Genomic DNA, 15,122 nt, shown 5'->3' on the forward strand with positions numbered 1-15,122 from the left:
CTGACTGATGACCGAAGAAATCCTCCAACTCGTCTGTGACTCCTTCTGGAAGATCCTGCTTCCGGGTCTCACCGTGACGATCCCGCTCACGATCGTGAGCTTCTCGATCGCGCTCGTGATCGCGACCGCCGTGGCGCTCGTGCAGTACCGCGGTGTGCCGGTGCTCAGGCACGTGATGCGCTTCTACATCTGGGTGATCCGCGGCACGCCCCTTCTCGTGCAGCTCTTCGTCGTCTTCTACGGCCTGCCGCACGCCGGCGTCCTCATCGACCCGTGGACGGCCGCGGTCATCGTCTTCTCGATCAACGAGGGCGCGTACTGCGCCGAGATCATCCGCGCCGCGATCGAGAGCGTCCCGACGGGGCAGATGGAGGCCGGTCTCACATCGGGCCTCTCCTGGACGCAGACGTTCTTTCGCATCGTGCTGCCGCAGGCGATGAGGACCGCGTTCCCGTCGCTCGGCAACTCGCTCATCTCGATGGTGAAGAACACGAGCCTCGCGGCGAACATCACCGTCACCGAAATGTTCATGACGACGCAGCGCATCGTCGCGCGCACCTACGAGCCGCTCGTGCTCTACATCGAGGTCGCGCTCATCTATCTCATCTTCTGCACCGTGCTCTCGAGGCTCGAGCGCGAGGGCGAGAAGCGTCTCAACTACTACGGGAGGCGCTGACAAATGGCTGAACCCTTCTTCCGCGCGACGGGCGTGAAAAAGTCCTTCGGCGAGACTGAGGTGCTCCGCGGCATCGACCTCGAGATGAACGAGGGCGAGGTGATGGCCCTGATCGGCCCCTCCGGGTCCGGCAAGACCACGCTGCTGCGCGCGCTCGACTACCTCGACCCCGCGCAGGCGGGCGGGATGGTGCTCGCGGGCGACCGCTGGGACCTCGCGCACGCGAGCTCCCGCGAGATCGCGCGGCTCCGTCAGCGCACCTCCTTCGTCTTCCAGAACTTCAATCTCTTCCTCAACTTCACGGCGCTCGAGAACGTCACGCTCGGCCTCACCGTGGGGCGCGGCATGGCTAAGAAAGAGGCGAGGGCGAAGGGCGAGGCGCTCCTCGAGAAGGTCGGCATGATCGACCACGCCGGCAAGTATCCGAGCGAGCTCTCGGGCGGCCAGCAGCAGCGCGTCGCGATCGCGCGCGCCCTCGCGCCCGACCCGGCGCTGATGTTCCTCGACGAGCCCACGTCGGCCCTCGATCCCGAGCGCACCAAGGAGATCCTCGAGCTGCTGCGCGTCCTCGCGCTCGAGGGGCGCACGATGATCATCGTCACGCACGAGCTCGCCTTCGCACGGGGGGTCTCGACGAAGACCGTCCTCATCGAGGACGGCCTCGTCGTCGAGCAGGCGCCGAGCCGCGAGTTCTTCGACAGCCCGCGGGAGGCCCGCACGAAGGCCTTCCTCGCCGGCTTCTCCGGCCTGCAGTGACACCCGAACACTTTTAAACTCCTGAAACCAGAACAAGAAACGCTTCCCTTTCGAAGAGGTATTGATCAATGACTGACTTCAAGCTCACCCGCCGCACGCTCGTCGCCGCGGCGCTCGCCGCCGGCGCGCTCTCCGCGGCCGGCACCGCGTTCGCCGCCGAGGATCTCCTTGAGCGCATCCAGAAGAAGGGCACGCTTACGATCGGCACCGAGGGCACCTGGGCGCCCTGGACCTACCACGACGAGAACGACCGCCTCACGGGCTTTGACGTGGAGCTCGGCCGCAAGCTCGCCGCGAAGCTCGGCGTCAAGGCCGACCTGGTCGAAGGCAAGTGGGACGGGCTCCTCGCGGGCATCCGCTCCGGCCGCTACGACATCATGATCAACGGCGTCGCGATGACCGCGGCCCGCCAGAAGGCCTTCCTCTTCTCGACCCCGTACGCCTTCAACCGCACGGTCGTGATCGTGAGGAAGGACAGCGACAGGATCCACTCGATGGCGGACCTCAAGGGCCTCACCACCGCCAACACCATCTCCTCGAACTACGCCGACATCGCCGAGCGCGCCGGCGCCAAGGTGATCGGCGTCGACGACCTCAACCAGACGCTCGAGCTCCTCTTCCAGGGCCGCATCGACGCGACGCTCAACGCCGAGGTCGTCTTCCGCAACTACATGAAGGTCCACCCGGACGCCGCCTTCAAGATCGCGGCCGTCGCCCCGCAGGCCACCCCGATCGCGATGCCGATGCCGATGGGCGCCGGTTCCGCCGCGCTGAAGGCGAAGGTCGACGCCGCGCTTGAGGAACTGCGTGCCTCGGGCGAGCTCGCCGAGCTCTCCAACCAGTTCTTCGGCGCGGACATCACGAAGCAGTGATCCCGCGTCTGATCCCCCGGATCTGAGGAAGAGGGCGGCTGTGCCTCACGGGTTTTCCGTGACCGCACGCCGCCCATTTGTTTCAGTCTTTCTCAGTCGCGCCGAAGGGCGCCCTCCGCGGGGCTATCCTTTCCTCTGAAGCCCGCAGTTTCACGAAGAAGAAGGATCCCTGAAAAAAGATGCCCCTCACGCGCCGCACACTCGTTCTCACCGCCCTTGCCGCGGCCCTGCCGGCCTCCATGGTCCGGGCCGCCGACCTCGACTATTCCGAGCTCCGCACGGACGGCGCCTGGCAGAGTCTGGCGCTGCAGGGAGCGCGCGGGCGTCTCATCGGCCGCGCCTGCGTCGCCTCGGACGAGCGCGACGGGCTCCTGACCATCGACATGCTCGATCCGGGCAACTACGCGCTCGGACTCAATGTCACGCTCTCAGAATACTCCGCCCGTCGCTGGCGCAGCCGCCGCGACCTGCTTCCCGTGGCGCTCCGCGTTGACCGGGGCACGATCTTCCGCGGCACGGCCGAGCGAAGCGCCGAGGAGCGCACGCTCTTCTACTCCTTCCGCGGCAGCTTCGGGAGCCGGTTCCTGCGCGAACTGCGCGCGGGCCGGGTGCTCCGCCTCCAGGTGAGCCTCAACGGCGAGGACATCGTCATCCGCTTTCCGCTCAACGGCTCGGCCAAGGCCCTCGACCGGGCGGCCGCGATCGTGGAGCGCTACGCGCCGAAGAAGACGCCGCAGCCCGCGCCCAGGACGAAGCCCGCCCCGAAGACTCAGCCGAGGCAGACGGAGGAATCCGAGACCATCCTCATCTAGCAGCTCTTTCTCCCGGAGACAGCCATGCCCGAATGCGTTCTGCAGAACATCGAAGGATCGGCAATGATCAGGGTTCCTCCCGAAGCGCTGTCGGTTCTCGGATGGCAGGCCGGCGACGTGCTTTCCTGCTCCGTCACGAGCGGGGGCGTCCTTCTGCACAAGGCGCGCGGCCGCAGGAAGATAAATCTCGATGATCTGCTCGACCAGTATGAAGCGGCCGCATCCGAACGGGCCGCCGGGGACCGCGAATGGCTCAATGCCCCTCCCTGCGGCAGGGAGCTGATCTGATCCAGCGAGGCAGTCCCGCCCGCATCGGCTCCGGCCGGGCGGGGAGAGGCCCCTCCCGGGAGAACCCTCGGGCGGACGGCGTATGCCGCTCCACTAGAATAGGGGCACTTACAAAAAACACCCGAACCTGCCGGGAGCGCGACCCGAAGCGCTCCCGCTTCCTTATGACGTCCTCTGAAAACTCCGCCGCCGACAATTCCCTGTTCACCCGTCCCGTTCTGCGTCCTTTCGAGCCCGACGACCTTGCCCGCATGAACGCCGCCTACGATCTCACCTGGGGCTGGGAGATCGATCCCGACCGCAGCGCCACGGAGCGCCGGGCGCTCGGCGAGGCTTACCAGATCGCGAATCTCCTGAAGAGCGACTTCATCCGCGTCGCCGCCCTCGAGGACGGCCGCGCAGGCGCCCTCATGTGCGCCCGCCTGGGGCTTCCCGAGACGGAGCCCGCGACGGACGGACTGCGGCGCGGGCTCACGCCCGCGATGCGCCGCGCCTACACGGAGATCCGCCGCGCACGCGAGATCGAGCTCGGCTCCTCCGGGCTCGGGCGCGACGTGCTCGAGTTCGAGGCGGGCATCACCGCCGTCAACAAGGGAATGCTCGCCGAGCTCATGAACCGCGAGGCCGCGGCGAAAGCCCCCGCAGAGCTCGTCTACCTGATCGCGCACCCGGACGCGCGCGGGCGCGGCTGCGCCTCGGCGCTCCTCAGGGCCTTCGAGGCCGAGTGCCGTGCGGCGGGGCACCCCAGAGCGATGCTCTTCACCGACGATCACTGCAACCGCGGCATCTACCTGCGCCGCGGCTGGGCGATCAGCGAGACCGACCGGTGGGACGCGGGCGGTGAGGCGGGCTCGATCGAGAGCTACCTCTTCACCAAGCGCTTCGCCTGAGCACCTCTGCAAAAGCACGGCCTCCCGGAGTCATGACGCTCCGGGAGGCCGCTCTCTCTCTCAGATTTCCCTCTCAGGACTTCAGCCGGCGAGCTTCGCGACGGCGGTCTCGAGCGCCTGATCCCAGCACATGAGGTCTGTCGGGATGTCGGGATTCTTGTAGACGTCGTGGATTGCGAAGGTGGGGGCGAAGGGCGCCACCGCCATGTACTCGAACTGCTTGTGCAGAGGCATCAGCACCTCCTCGATGCCGCGCCCGTCGAAGAACTCGCCGGGTTCGTCGAGCGCCTTTTTCGGCGCGTTCCAGGTGGTCGAGAGCCAGTAGCGCTTGCCCTGCAGGAACCCGCCCGTGCCGTACTTTTTCGAGGGATCCGTCCGGGTTCTGCCGTCCGTGCCGCAGACGTCCGGATGCGTGAGCACCTCGTCCTGCCAGCGGGTGTAGTGCCACGGCGTGCTCATGGCCCAGACGGGCGTCTGCACGAGAATGAGGTCGGCGGCCTTCACCTTCGCCACTTCCTCGTCAACCGTCCACGGGTCATTGAGGTCCGTCACCGTCACGGTGAAGCCAGCCCCTTCAAAGCGCTCCCGCGCGCGGCGCACGAGCTCGGCCGAGAGCTTCCCGTGCTTTTCCGTCACGCGGATGCCGGCGTTCACGATGAGTACATTTGTCATTTCCTGGAATCTCCGTCAGGGCAGCCTGCTGCCGATGTTCCCATAACCTTCAGGCATGAAGGTGGTGCCGTCCATGCCTTTTTCATGAGGGAAAAGTCTAGGGAAATTCAGGAAAAACAACAAATACTTTATGCTCATCTATGCCCATAGCTTCAGGGCATGGCAGGACGCCCGGCCAGCCGGGCACGGATGCTGCAGACGAAAAGAAACCCGACGTCAGCTCCCGGGATGGACCGAAGGGATAAAGCTGAGCGCCGGGCTGCAGACCGCTGGAGAAAGCGGTTTCCCGAAATCGCGCCGGAAAAGGAGAGTAGAAACCGACGCGGAGGGACCAAAGAGCACCAAAAGAATCTGGGATCCTTTGTTTGTCCCCCGGGAACGGAGAAGAAGCGGACCGTTCCCGGAAGAGGATTGTTTAATGAGGTCCCTCGGGCGGGGGAGGGATCAGACTCCCCCGCGAGGGCGCTCATCAGGAAGGAATTACGCTTCCTTGTAGCCCGTCACATAGCGGCCGGCCATGTAGCCGGAGGTGTGGGCGAAGCCGCAGGCGTTGCCGCCGCAGTAGAAGGCGCCGTGCACACCAGCGACCGTCTCGCCGGCGGCGTAGAAGCCCTCGACCGGCTTCATGTCCCAGCCGAGAACCTGGAACTGCTCGGTGACGCGCAGACCGCCGCAGGAGAGGTTGTTCCACGGGAACATGCGGATCATGCGCCACGGGCCCTGCTCGAGCTTGTACTGCTGGTCGGTGCGGCCGAACTGGTTGTCGGTCTTCGTCTCGACGGCCTGGTTCCAGGTGGCGAGCTGCTTCTTGAGACCCTCGAGGTTCACGCCGGACTTCTGGCAGAGTTCCTCGATCGAGTCGGCCTTCCAGAGGTTCTCACCCTTCTCGAACTCGGCGAGCACGCGCTCCTCGGTCCAGGACGGGAGACCCACGAGGGCGGAGAGCTTGATCTTGCCGAGCGTGCGCTGCCAGGTGGCCTCGTCGGCGAGCACGTAGTGGCAGCCGTCGGGGTTGCCGGCGAGCTTCGGCGTGACGTGGCAGATGCCCTCACGCTCGGTGACGAAGCGCGAGCCGTTCTTGTTGATCAGGATACCGCCCTGGCCGGTGATGAACCACCAGCGGCAGTACGGGCCGTTGCGGCCGTGCGTCACGATGCCGCACGGATAGGAGGCGATGTACTGCATGTGCGAGAGCGGGGTGCCGACGTCGCGGACCGCGATGCGCATCGCCTCGCCCGTGTTGCACGGGCCGCCGATCACGACGCCCTTGCCGGCGACGGACGGGACCCAGCTGTCGAGCGACTCCGGCGAGCCGGTGATGCCGCCGGTGGCCATGACGACGCCCATGCGGGCGCGGACGGTGACCTTGTTGTCGCCCGAGCCGCACTCAACGCCGATCACGCGGTTCGCCTCGGCGTCGAAGAAGAACTTCGAGAGGCCGCAGGAGTGATGGATCTTGAGGTTGCGGGCGGCGATTTCCTTCACGAGCACTTCGATGTAGTCACGGCCCTTGAAGGAGTCCTGGCGGTGCGCGCGGACGTTGCTGTGGCCGGCATAGGGCTCGAGATGGTGCTTGGCAAGACCGTGGTCCTCAAGCCAGTCGAACGCCTCGCCCGAGTGCTTCGTGAAGCCGTAGACCGGCTCCTTGAGGGACTGGTGCTCGCCGTAGGCGATGATGTCGTCGGCGAAGGCCTTCCAGTCGTCCTTGATCTTCGGATCGGCCTTCTGCATGCGGGAGCCGCAGGCGGTGAAGAGGCCGCCGCAGAGGTTCGTGCCGGTGTGGAAGGGGGAGAGGCCCTTGTCGAAGATCTCGACCTTGGCGCCGCGGTCAAAGGCCTGGCAGGCGGCCATCAGGGCCGCGCCGCCGGCGCCGAGCACCACGACGTCAGTTTCGATGTCCCACTTGGCGGGGATGTCCTGCTTCACGCTCGCGGCGTGAGCGGCCGGGACGGCGGCAGCGGCGGCGGAGGCAGCGGCGGCGCCGAGGAAGGAACGGCGAGAGAAATTCTTGGCGGTCATTTTATTCACTCCCCCTTCATCTTGATGTTGAAGTTGTGGCAGTCGTTGCACTCAAAGCGCGGCTGGGCGTGCATCGAGTGGCAGTTCGCGCAGTTCTGCTCACCGCGGTGGTTCATGTGGGGGTTCGGGTTCATCTTCGCGGTGCGCTCGGCAACCTTGCTGTACGAGCCGTGGCAGGCAAAGCAGGTCTCCTTGGCGGGGGCGGTCATGTCCTTCACGTGGCAGGTCGAGCAGGGCAGCGACGCGTGCGGGCCGTTGATCTTGGAAGGCATCGCGGCGGAGGCGGAGCCAGCCGAGGCGATGGCGAGCACGAGCGCGGCAGCGACGCCGCAGAATCCGGGCTTCAGGGTCATGATTGTCTTCTCTTTTCTCTGGTGGCCCCTGAGGCTCTGCCGTTTCCTTCAGCGCCGTCACGCATCCCGGAGAAAGTGCCTTTTCGGTGCCGCAGGGAGAAAACTGCTTGGGTCCGGAAAGGGCGGGGTGGTGAAGCGGGGCTTGGGGGAAGGTCGGCCCGCAGGGTCCGTTGGGATCGAAGGTCCGGCCGGAGGTCTCTGAGGCACCGCGGTAGAACCTTAACCGGTGACGCCTCAGGGATCTCCTGCCTGACTCTCTGAGAAGAATCTTAAAAATCGCTAAGAAATCCCTCTACCTCCCGCGGGAGGTAGTCGTGAGACGTAGGGGAACTACGACCGTCGGATGAGATCCGTTCTCATCCGACCTCCCCCGGATGCCCTGAGGGAGTAGGGCGGAGAAGAAGAGGCCGCCCGGGGAAGGGGTTTCCGCGGGCGGCCGTCCTGAAAAAGTATTTCTCGGAATTCCGGTGAGCCGGGTCAGCCCTCGCTGAAGGGACGGAAGCCGTTCCTGGCGAGCGCGACCTGCGCGGCGGCATGCCCCGCGAGGTCGCCGAAGACGAAGGCGTCGGCAAGGCCGCAGCCGCCGAGCTTCGTCGCCCCGTGCACGCCGCCCGTGGTCTCGCCGGCGGCGAAGAGGCCCGGGATGATCTTCCCCGATTCGGTGAGGACCTCCGCACGGGGAGTGATCGCCACGCCCCCGGAGGAATAGTGGAGCGAGAAGACCTCGCGCCCGTAGAAGAAGGGCGGCGTGTCGATCGTCCCGCCCGTCATCGGGATGCCGAAGTCGTCGTCCCAGTGCTTGGCGACCGACCGGTTGTAGCGAACGATCGTCTCCTCGAGCGCGGCGGCGTTGCAGCCGATGCCGCGCGCGAGCTCGGCGAGGCTCTCGGCGCGCATCACCGTGCCGTCGAGGAGCTTGAGGCCGAAGGTCGCGCCCTTCGCGCTCTTCACGTCCGTGACGGCCCACATCACGCCGTCGGGCTGGATGCTCATGGCATTGCGCACGGTGAGGAAGTCCGCGCCCTCGGAGACGAAGCGCTCGCCGCGGGCGTTGAGCCAGATCTCGGCGCCCACGTAGTCGATGAGGCGGCCGCCCGCGAAGGGGATGATCTCGAGCGCGTCCATGTCGCGCAGCCTCGCGCCGATCTCCGCGGCCATGAGGATGCCGTCGCCGGTGGAGCCGTCGAAGGCCTCGCCGCGGGCGCCCGCGGTGGTGCCCATCGTCGCCGGGATGTCGGGCCGGTAGCGGGCGATCATGGCGCGGTTCGCCGTGAAGCCGCCCGTCGCGAGCACGATCGAGGGCGCCCGGAAGAGAATTCTGCGTCCGTCGCCGTCATGGGCGAAGACGCCCATCGCCTCGCCCGTGTCGGCGAGCAGCAGCGACTCGGCGCGGGTGGAGAACCGCACCTCGACGCCGGCGGCGCGCACGCCGCGCATCAGCGCCTGCACGTAGTCGTAGCCCGACTGCGAGGCGCCCGAGTTCCAGCAGCGCGCCGAGGGCGCGCCCACGGCACGGAAGGGGACGTCGCACCAGGTGACGCCGAGCGCGGCGAGGCGCTCCTTGGCGGCCCAGGAGCCGCGGCAGACCACGTCGGCGAGCTCGACGTCGTTCCTGCCCGCGCCGGCGGCCATCATCTCCGCGCGCATGCCGAGGATGCCCGCCGGGCTCTCCTCGGCGGCGAACGACCCGGAGGCGAGCAGCGTGTGACCGCCCGCGATCCTAGCCTTCTCGAGGACGACGACCCGGGGAGGACGGCCGCTGATGCCGCGGGCGAGATCCTGCGCGGCGGCGAGCGCCGCCGAGAGGCCCGCGCCGCCCGAGCCCGCGATCACGACGTCGCAGCGCTCCTCGATCAGGGGGAGCTCCGTCGCCCAGGCGGGCTTCGAGGTGAACGCCTCGCGCACGGCAGCGAAAAAGTCCTCGTCGGCGAGGGCCGCGCCGGGCAGCCACGAAAGCGCCGCGCCGGCGGCTCCCGCGCCGAGAAGGCGCCGCCGTATCCGGTCCGTGGGTTTTCCGCTCATGGCTCCGCGCCTCCCGATTCAACGGCGTCGCCCGCGAGCCCGCACTCGCTCGCGAGCTTCCAGAGCTCGCCGGGCGAATGGACGCCGAGCTTCGCGAAGGCATTGGCGCGGTGCATCTTCACGGTCGAGACCTCAAGCCCGAGGTCGCGCGCGATCTCCTTGTTGGCGGCGTTCCTGAGCACCAGATCCACGACCTCGCGCTCGCGCGGCGTGAGCGACTCAAACCGCGCGCGGCGCTCGGCGACGGCGCGGTCAGCGGCCGTCCTCGCCGAGCTCGCGCTTGTGCACTGGGCGACCTTGGTGAGGAGCTGCATCGGGTCGACCGGCTTCTCGAGAAAGTCCACTGCGCCGAGCCGCATCGCATGCACGGCCATCGGGATCGAGCCGTGGGCGGAGAGGAAGAGGATCGGCACCGTCGAGCCGCGGCGGGTGAGCTCCGCCTGCACCTCGAGCCCGTCCATCCCGGGCATCTGCACGTCGAGCACGATGCAGCCGGGGCGCTTCAGATCGTCGTTCGCGAGGAAGGTCGGGCCGTCGGGATAGCGGGCCACCTCCCAGCCCATGCTCTCGAGGAGCAGGGCGCTCGAGGCGGCCAGGGCCTCGTCGTCATCCACGATGCGGATGAGCGGTCGGTCAGTCATCATGGTTCTCCTTTGGTCTTTCCTGCCTCTTCGGTCTCCCGGGCAGCCTGCGTCGCCCCGGTCCCGGGCTCTGAGGCGGCCGCCGTCTCCGGCGCCTTCACGGCGCTCTGCGGATCAAAGAGGTCAAAGCGCACCTCGGCCGAGAGCCCTCTGACGGGGAGGCGGGAGAGCGTGAGCCGTCCGCCGTTCTCTTCCACGAGGTTGCGCACGATGCCGAGGCCGATGCCGAGCCCGTCGGGCTTGACGGACGCGGAGACGCGCGAGAGACGCGCGAACGCCTCGTCCGAGAGCCTCGGTCCGTTGTCGCAGACCGAGATCACGGCCTCGTCGCCCGTCACCGCAAGCGTCGCGGTGACGAGCCCCGCCGGGGCGCGCTCGCCCGAGGAGCCGAGCTCCTTCTCATTCGCGCGCACCGCCTCGGCGGCATTCTTCATCAGGTTGTGGACGATGAGCTCGAGTTCGAGCGGATCGCCCTCGACGACGGCCTTTCCGGGCGCCGTCACGTTGGTCTCGATCGGGGCGCGGTTCGAGAGCCGCACGCCGGCGGCCGCCTCGACGACGACGCGCGCGAGGTCCACCTCGACGCGCTTCGCGCGCTCGCGCCGCGCATAGCCCCTCACGCGGTCCACGATCGCCGAGATCCTGCGGGCCTGCTCATCGGCGCCGCGGATGGCCTCGAGCATCACCGGATCGACGGGAGGCGCATCATCGGGTTCGGCGGCCGCGGCCCCTTCGGCGAGCGGATCGGCGACAACCTTCGTGCCGGAGAGCTTCATGCGCGCGACGGCGAGGTAATTGATGACGGCGCCGACGGGCTGCTTCAGTTCATGGGCGACCAACGTGCAGAGCTGCGAGAGCGCACCCATGCGCTCGAGCTTCGAGAGCCGTTCGCGGGCCTTCGCCTCGGAGGCCTCGAGCCGGTCGCGCTCGGCGAGCGCGCGCTCGAGCTCCGCCGTGCGGCGGCGCACAAGCCGGCGCAGGCGCCATTCGTTCACGAGAAGGAGCAGCACGATCGCCGCGACGCCGAGGATCCACGGCCGCCAGCGGCGCCAGAGGCCCGCGGGGGTCATGTCCTCGAGGTAGGCCCAGGGACCGAGGTGAAGCGCCTCCTCGAGCGCGCGCACCTCGTGGAAGTCGCTCACGGCGTACCAGCCGAAGTCGCCCGGCATGTCGGCCGTGAGGAGAGCGGCGGTCACGCCCCTCACCACCTCGTGCTCGGCCGAGGTGAGCGCGGAGACGACGAGGTCGGGATAGAGGTCGGTCGAGGCGGCGCAGGTGGTCTCGTCCGTGGGCTTTCTCGCCACGACGCGCAGCGCCCCGGCCTCGATGAGGCCCTCGCGCTCGAGGTTCTCGAGCATGCAGGCCGGGACGATGCCGACGTCATAGGATCCGGAGAGGACGGCCGAGATGACGTTCGGCATTCCGAAGCCCATGAACTTCAGTTCCCTGAAGAAAGTTCCGGAATTGAAACCCGCCTTCTCGAGCTCGTAGCGCAGCGCCACCCACCCGTCGAGCGACTCGGGGGAGGTCGCCGCGGCGCGCAGACCCTTCAGGGTCGCGAGCGGCCCCACGTCCGCGCGGTCGGCGAGCGCCACCACGGCGGCGCCGGCGGACCGGGACGGATCCTTTGCCGCCCGGGTCTTGCGGGTGGCGATCGGATGCGCGCCCTGCGCATCGACGATCTGCAGGAAATTGGCCGCCGGCGAGATCACGAAGTCGGGCCTGAGCTTCTCGACCGTAGCCGCGAGATCGGCCGAGGCCACGCGCATGATCACCACCGTGCGGTCAGGGAAGGCGTGCTCGATCGTGCGCTTCACCGGTATGACGGTCGAGCGCACGTAGCCGGGCTCGGTCATCTCCACGACGGCGAGCTGGATCACGTCCTTCGCGAGCGCCGCTCCGGACCCGCCGAGCACGGCCCCCATGAAGGCAAGGGCGAGCGCAGCCGTCCGGAACCTCCGGGAAGCGGGGGTTTCGGGGGAGGATTCTGAACTGGCGGCAGTTTTCTGGGTTTGAGACGCTTTCAAGTCTTTCTGTTCTCGTTATGGTTCGGGCGGGCTGACCGCCGCCGGAGGGTGGGAAGCCCCGGCTCCCCCGGAGAACAGGTGAACTGAGACACCGGTCCGGCGGGGACGCGTCTCTCAATTTTGCCTCATCACGGGGCAAAAGTTAAACATGCAGGAGCACCCCGGCCCCGGAGAGGGCCCCGGGACATGGGGAATAACCCGACCCCCTCCCTTTCGGGAGAGGGATTGTCGCGCAAAGGATACTCTGAAGGTGGTATGCCCGCCGGGATCCCGGTCAGTCCTTCGCCGGCACGAATGCGGCGGCGGCGAGGCCCAGGACCGCCGCGATGAGGATGCTCCAGTGGAGCGGGAGCCACAGGCTCGCGAGCGCGGCCGAGACGCCCGAGACCGCCATCGGGAGGGACTTGCCCAGAGCCGGCCGCATCGCCACCACGAGGCCGATGAAGGTCGCGGGGAAGGCCATCAGGAACCCCCAGCGGGCGAGGTCTCCCATCGCGGAGCCGACGACCGCGCCCGTGCCGGCCGCGATCCACCAGGTGCTCCAGAGCGTGAGACCGACGCCGATGTGGAAGGGGAGCGAGAAGACCTTGTCCGCGGGAAGCCCGAGCTTCCTGCGGCGGCTCACCTCCTGCATGGAGAGCGCCCAGGTCTCGTCGCACATGAGAAAGAACGCGAGCATGGCGGCGGGCACGGGCGTCCTGGCGCGCTCGAGCCAGGGCGTGAGCGCGGCCCCGAGCACGATGTGGCGGCAGTTGATGAGCCACGTCGTCATGAAGATCACGAGAAAGGACGGCGCGGCGCTCCAGAGGGCGACGGCCGCGAACTCGCTCCCTCCCGCGAAGTTCATGCCCGTCATCAGCGCCATCCCGAGGCCCGAGAGCCCGTGCTGCCCGCCCTGGGTGCCGAGGATGAAGCCGAGCGGCACGGTGCCGACGAGCATCGGAACGGTCGTCCTCATTCCCCGGAGCATCGCCGCGGAGAAGGGCTCCGTGAGCTCAGGCAATGTCTTGCTGTCAGTCATTTTTCAGAAGAAAGTCTGCAGGAGCGCGTTGAAGCCCACGGCGAAGAGGATCGTGACGGCGAGGTGCGCGCGGAAGGCGACGAGCACGGTGGCGGCAAGCGTCACGAGCGTCACCACATTGGTGGTCATGAAGGCCGGGGCCACGATCGAGATCATCACGCAGCCGGGCGCGGCGTCGAGCACCCGCTGCATCGTGGGCGAGACGGGGCGGTTTCTGAGCACGAGCCAGCCGATGAGGCGCGTCGAGTACGTGGCGACGAGCATGCCGCAGATCACGATGAACTCGTGAAGCGAGGGCGGGGCGAAGATTGTCGAGAGCATGTCCATTTGCGTTCCTTTTTTCTCACTGCTACTCGGTTTTCCGTCCGACAGGCAGATCCGGCACGAAGGCCGCGGTGGCGAGTCCGAGCACCGTCGCGATGAGGATGCTCCAGTGAAGCGGCAGCCACAGGCTCGCGAGCGCGGCGGCGACGCCGGAGACCACCATCGGGAGAGACTTTCCCAGTGCCGGCCGCATCGCCACCACGAGGCCGATGAAGGTCGCCGGGAAGGCCATCAGAAACCCCCAGCGCGTCAGGTCCCCGAGGGCGGTTCCGACCGCCGCGCCGGTGCCCGCCGAGATCCACCAGAGCGTCCAGAGCGAGATGCCGACGCCCAGGTGATAGGGGAAGCTGAAGAGCTTCTCCGCGGGGATGCCGCGCTTCCGCTTCCTCTCGATCTCCTGCATCGAGAGCGCCCAGACCTCGTCGCACATCACGAAGAACGAGAGCATCGAGGCCCAGACGGGCGTCCTCGCGCGCTCCATCCAGGGCGTGAGCGCGGCGCCGAGCACGATGTGGCGGCAGTTGATGAGCCAGGTCGTCACGAAGATCACCAGAAAGGAGGGCGTCGCGCTCCAGAGGGCGACGGCGGCGAATTCGCTGCCGCCCGCGAAGTTGAAGCTCACCATCAGGGCCATCCCGAGGGCGGAGAGTCCGTGCTGCCCGCCCTGGGTGCCGAGGATGAAGGAGAGCGGTATGAAGCCCACCTGCATCGGGAGCGCTCCCTTCACGCCGCGGATGAATGCCTCGGAGAAAGTCTCCTCCGGCACGGATCCCGCGGTGCCTGTCTCCGTCGCCGTTTCCTCTGTCGCTGCCGTCTCCGCCATTCTGCCGTCACCCCAGGGCTCAAGTGATCATCATTGAATCAAGTGCATGACGCCCCGGCGAGGTGCTGGTGTGCATCCTTCCGGGGCGCGCGCGAATGATTCTACTTGAGCGCCCGGGTGCGCAGACACGGGCGTCAGACGGCTGCTTGAGGTATTACTCGCGCTTCGGTTCAGGCCGCGGCCGTGAAGATGCGGATCTCCGGGTCGGCGGACCAGAGCGGCGAGAGCCCCGCGGCGACGTCGCGCGTGAAGAGCTCGGTCGAGAGGTAGGCCTTCGCGTGCTCGGCAGAGTCAAAGCCGTGCAGCACCTGCACGTCCTCGTCACGCACGAGAAGCGACTTCGTCTCGGCGCCCTCGATCGTCTCGAGGAACGGGCCGCGGTACTTGAAGAAAACCTCCGCGGCGGCCGGACGGTTTTCGGCCGGGATTTTCATCGTGATTTCAAGATAAGCATTGACTGCCATTTTCTTTTCCTCTTTCGCTCGCATGAGCAGTGTTTCAGTTCGGATGCTGCGAAGATTACCCGAGCAAGGACGCGAAAACAAGATATTGAGAAAAAGATGAGTCACTCATAAATTTATGAGTGAAGGAAAATCACACCGCTCCTCTCCCGGGTGCGCTATCATTCCGCTCAGCCGGCGAAGGACGGCCCCCCGCTTCCCGGTGCGACTTCCCCGGAGCCTCCCCCTCCGGCCGGGACACCCGGCCGCCGGCGCCCCGTGCATTCCCTCCCGTCTCCGAAGAAAATAAAACAAGGAAAATAATGTATCAGCCGAAGCTCTAAAAGGAAATCCGCTGTCCGCTAGAATACGGCATCGGCGTTTTCGGCGGAAAATGGAAAAGCCGCATCATCTGCGTTCTGGCGCTCAATGGAAAACTCCGCTACAGCGAGCTGCGCGCCGAGCTCGTGAACGTCAAGGACACGG

The 15,122-nt window shown here is 67.2% G+C and carries 17 protein-coding genes; 7 read left to right on the plus strand and 10 right to left on the minus strand.

Features of this window, described 5'->3' with window-relative positions; genetic code table 11:
- Positions 1-7 precede the first annotated feature (7 nt).
- The 6 genes from Q4F91_RS09145 (at position 8) to Q4F91_RS09170 (ending at position 4,294) form a co-directional block, all read left to right on the plus strand.
- Entirely contained in the window at positions 8-676 is a 669-nt protein-coding gene (locus Q4F91_RS09145) for an amino acid ABC transporter permease (RefSeq protein WP_303336951.1), read from the plus strand.
- A gap of 3 nt (positions 677-679) precedes the next feature.
- Positions 680-1,432: an amino acid ABC transporter ATP-binding protein gene (locus Q4F91_RS09150; protein WP_303336953.1), complete on the plus strand. Its 753-nt coding sequence runs from the start codon at positions 680-682 to the stop codon at positions 1,430-1,432.
- A gap of 68 nt (positions 1,433-1,500) precedes the next feature.
- Complete coding sequence (locus tag Q4F91_RS09155) at positions 1,501-2,304, plus strand: transporter substrate-binding domain-containing protein (RefSeq protein WP_303336956.1); 804 nt, start codon at positions 1,501-1,503, stop codon at positions 2,302-2,304.
- 179 nt (positions 2,305-2,483) lie between these two features.
- On the plus strand, positions 2,484-3,116 hold the full coding sequence (locus Q4F91_RS09160) for a hypothetical protein (protein ID WP_303336958.1): 633 nt from the start codon (positions 2,484-2,486) through the stop codon (positions 3,114-3,116).
- A 24-nt stretch (positions 3,117-3,140) separates the two neighbouring features.
- Positions 3,141-3,404, plus strand: a complete 264-nt coding sequence (locus Q4F91_RS09165) for a hypothetical protein (RefSeq protein WP_303336964.1) — start codon at positions 3,141-3,143, stop codon at positions 3,402-3,404.
- 164 nt (positions 3,405-3,568) lie between these two features.
- A complete protein-coding gene (locus Q4F91_RS09170) occupies positions 3,569-4,294 on the plus strand; it encodes a GNAT family N-acetyltransferase (protein WP_303336967.1) in 726 nt (241 codons plus the stop codon).
- Between the two features lie 81 nt (positions 4,295-4,375).
- On the opposite strand, the gene Q4F91_RS09175 is transcribed toward Q4F91_RS09170, so the two are convergent.
- The 10 genes from Q4F91_RS09175 to Q4F91_RS09220 all read right to left on the minus strand — a co-directional run bounded on the left by Q4F91_RS09175 (position 4,376) and on the right by Q4F91_RS09220 (position 14,660).
- Positions 4,376-4,966, minus strand: a complete 591-nt coding sequence (locus tag Q4F91_RS09175; protein WP_303336970.1) for an NAD(P)H-dependent oxidoreductase — start codon at positions 4,964-4,966, stop codon at positions 4,376-4,378.
- A 480-nt stretch (positions 4,967-5,446) separates the two neighbouring features.
- A complete protein-coding gene (locus tag Q4F91_RS09180; protein ID WP_303336972.1) occupies positions 5,447-6,985 on the minus strand; it encodes an FAD-binding protein in 1,539 nt (512 codons plus the stop codon).
- A 5-nt stretch (positions 6,986-6,990) separates the two neighbouring features.
- Entirely contained in the window at positions 6,991-7,338 is a 348-nt protein-coding gene (locus Q4F91_RS09185; RefSeq protein ID WP_303336974.1) for a cytochrome c3 family protein, read from the minus strand.
- Positions 7,339-7,815: 477 nt separating this feature from the next.
- Entirely contained in the window at positions 7,816-9,360 is a 1,545-nt protein-coding gene (locus Q4F91_RS09190) for an FAD-dependent oxidoreductase (RefSeq protein WP_303336977.1), read from the minus strand.
- Positions 9,357-10,001, minus strand: a complete 645-nt coding sequence (locus Q4F91_RS09195; RefSeq protein ID WP_303336980.1) for a response regulator transcription factor — start codon at positions 9,999-10,001, stop codon at positions 9,357-9,359. The genes Q4F91_RS09190 and Q4F91_RS09195 overlap by 4 nt, the downstream gene beginning before the upstream one ends.
- On the minus strand, positions 10,001-11,917 hold the full coding sequence (locus tag Q4F91_RS09200) for a PhnD/SsuA/transferrin family substrate-binding protein (protein WP_303336982.1): 1,917 nt from the start codon (positions 11,915-11,917) through the stop codon (positions 10,001-10,003). The genes Q4F91_RS09195 and Q4F91_RS09200 overlap by 1 nt, the downstream gene beginning before the upstream one ends.
- Before the next feature lie 385 nt (positions 11,918-12,302).
- Complete coding sequence (locus Q4F91_RS09205; protein ID WP_303336985.1) at positions 12,303-13,049, minus strand: AzlC family ABC transporter permease; 747 nt, start codon at positions 13,047-13,049, stop codon at positions 12,303-12,305.
- A 3-nt stretch (positions 13,050-13,052) separates the two neighbouring features.
- Complete coding sequence (locus Q4F91_RS09210; RefSeq protein WP_303336988.1) at positions 13,053-13,376, minus strand: AzlD family protein; 324 nt, start codon at positions 13,374-13,376, stop codon at positions 13,053-13,055.
- Positions 13,377-13,398: 22 nt separating this feature from the next.
- Entirely contained in the window at positions 13,399-14,139 is a 741-nt protein-coding gene (locus Q4F91_RS09215) for an AzlC family ABC transporter permease (protein ID WP_303336991.1), read from the minus strand.
- Between the two features lie 227 nt (positions 14,140-14,366).
- Positions 14,367-14,660, minus strand: coding sequence for a hypothetical protein (locus tag Q4F91_RS09220; RefSeq protein WP_303336994.1), 294 nt, complete (start codon positions 14,658-14,660; stop codon positions 14,367-14,369).
- A gap of 350 nt (positions 14,661-15,010) precedes the next feature.
- Here Q4F91_RS09220 and Q4F91_RS13555 point away from each other — a divergent pair.
- On the plus strand, positions 15,011-15,122 hold a 112-nt coding region (locus Q4F91_RS13555), incomplete at its 3' end, for a winged helix-turn-helix transcriptional regulator (RefSeq protein WP_368660994.1).

This window comes from Sutterella sp. (assembly GCF_030539355.1).
Lineage (GTDB): Bacteria > Pseudomonadota > Gammaproteobacteria > Burkholderiales > Burkholderiaceae_F > Sutterella.

Coding starts and splice junctions, on each gene's coding strand:
- Q4F91_RS09145 (WP_303336951.1), top strand. CDS start 8: ATGACCGAAGAAATCCTCCAACTCGTCTGTGACTCCTTCTGGAAGATC.
- Q4F91_RS09150 (WP_303336953.1), top strand. CDS start 680: ATGGCTGAACCCTTCTTCCGCGCGACGGGCGTGAAAAAGTCCTTCGGC.
- Q4F91_RS09155 (WP_303336956.1), top strand. CDS start 1,501: ATGACTGACTTCAAGCTCACCCGCCGCACGCTCGTCGCCGCGGCGCTC.
- Q4F91_RS09160 (WP_303336958.1), top strand. CDS start 2,484: ATGCCCCTCACGCGCCGCACACTCGTTCTCACCGCCCTTGCCGCGGCC.
- Q4F91_RS09165 (WP_303336964.1), top strand. CDS start 3,141: ATGCCCGAATGCGTTCTGCAGAACATCGAAGGATCGGCAATGATCAGG.
- Q4F91_RS09170 (WP_303336967.1), top strand. CDS start 3,569: ATGACGTCCTCTGAAAACTCCGCCGCCGACAATTCCCTGTTCACCCGT.
- Q4F91_RS09175 (WP_303336970.1), bottom strand. CDS start 4,966: ATGACAAATGTACTCATCGTGAACGCCGGCATCCGCGTGACGGAAAAG.
- Q4F91_RS09180 (WP_303336972.1), bottom strand. CDS start 6,985: ATGACCGCCAAGAATTTCTCTCGCCGTTCCTTCCTCGGCGCCGCCGCT.
- Q4F91_RS09185 (WP_303336974.1), bottom strand. CDS start 7,338: ATGACCCTGAAGCCCGGATTCTGCGGCGTCGCTGCCGCGCTCGTGCTC.
- Q4F91_RS09190 (WP_303336977.1), bottom strand. CDS start 9,360: ATGAGCGGAAAACCCACGGACCGGATACGGCGGCGCCTTCTCGGCGCG.
- Q4F91_RS09195 (WP_303336980.1), bottom strand. CDS start 10,001: ATGACTGACCGACCGCTCATCCGCATCGTGGATGACGACGAGGCCCTG.
- Q4F91_RS09205 (WP_303336985.1), bottom strand. CDS start 13,049: ATGACTGACAGCAAGACATTGCCTGAGCTCACGGAGCCCTTCTCCGCG.
- Q4F91_RS09210 (WP_303336988.1), bottom strand. CDS start 13,376: ATGGACATGCTCTCGACAATCTTCGCCCCGCCCTCGCTTCACGAGTTC.
- Q4F91_RS09220 (WP_303336994.1), bottom strand. CDS start 14,660: ATGGCAGTCAATGCTTATCTTGAAATCACGATGAAAATCCCGGCCGAA.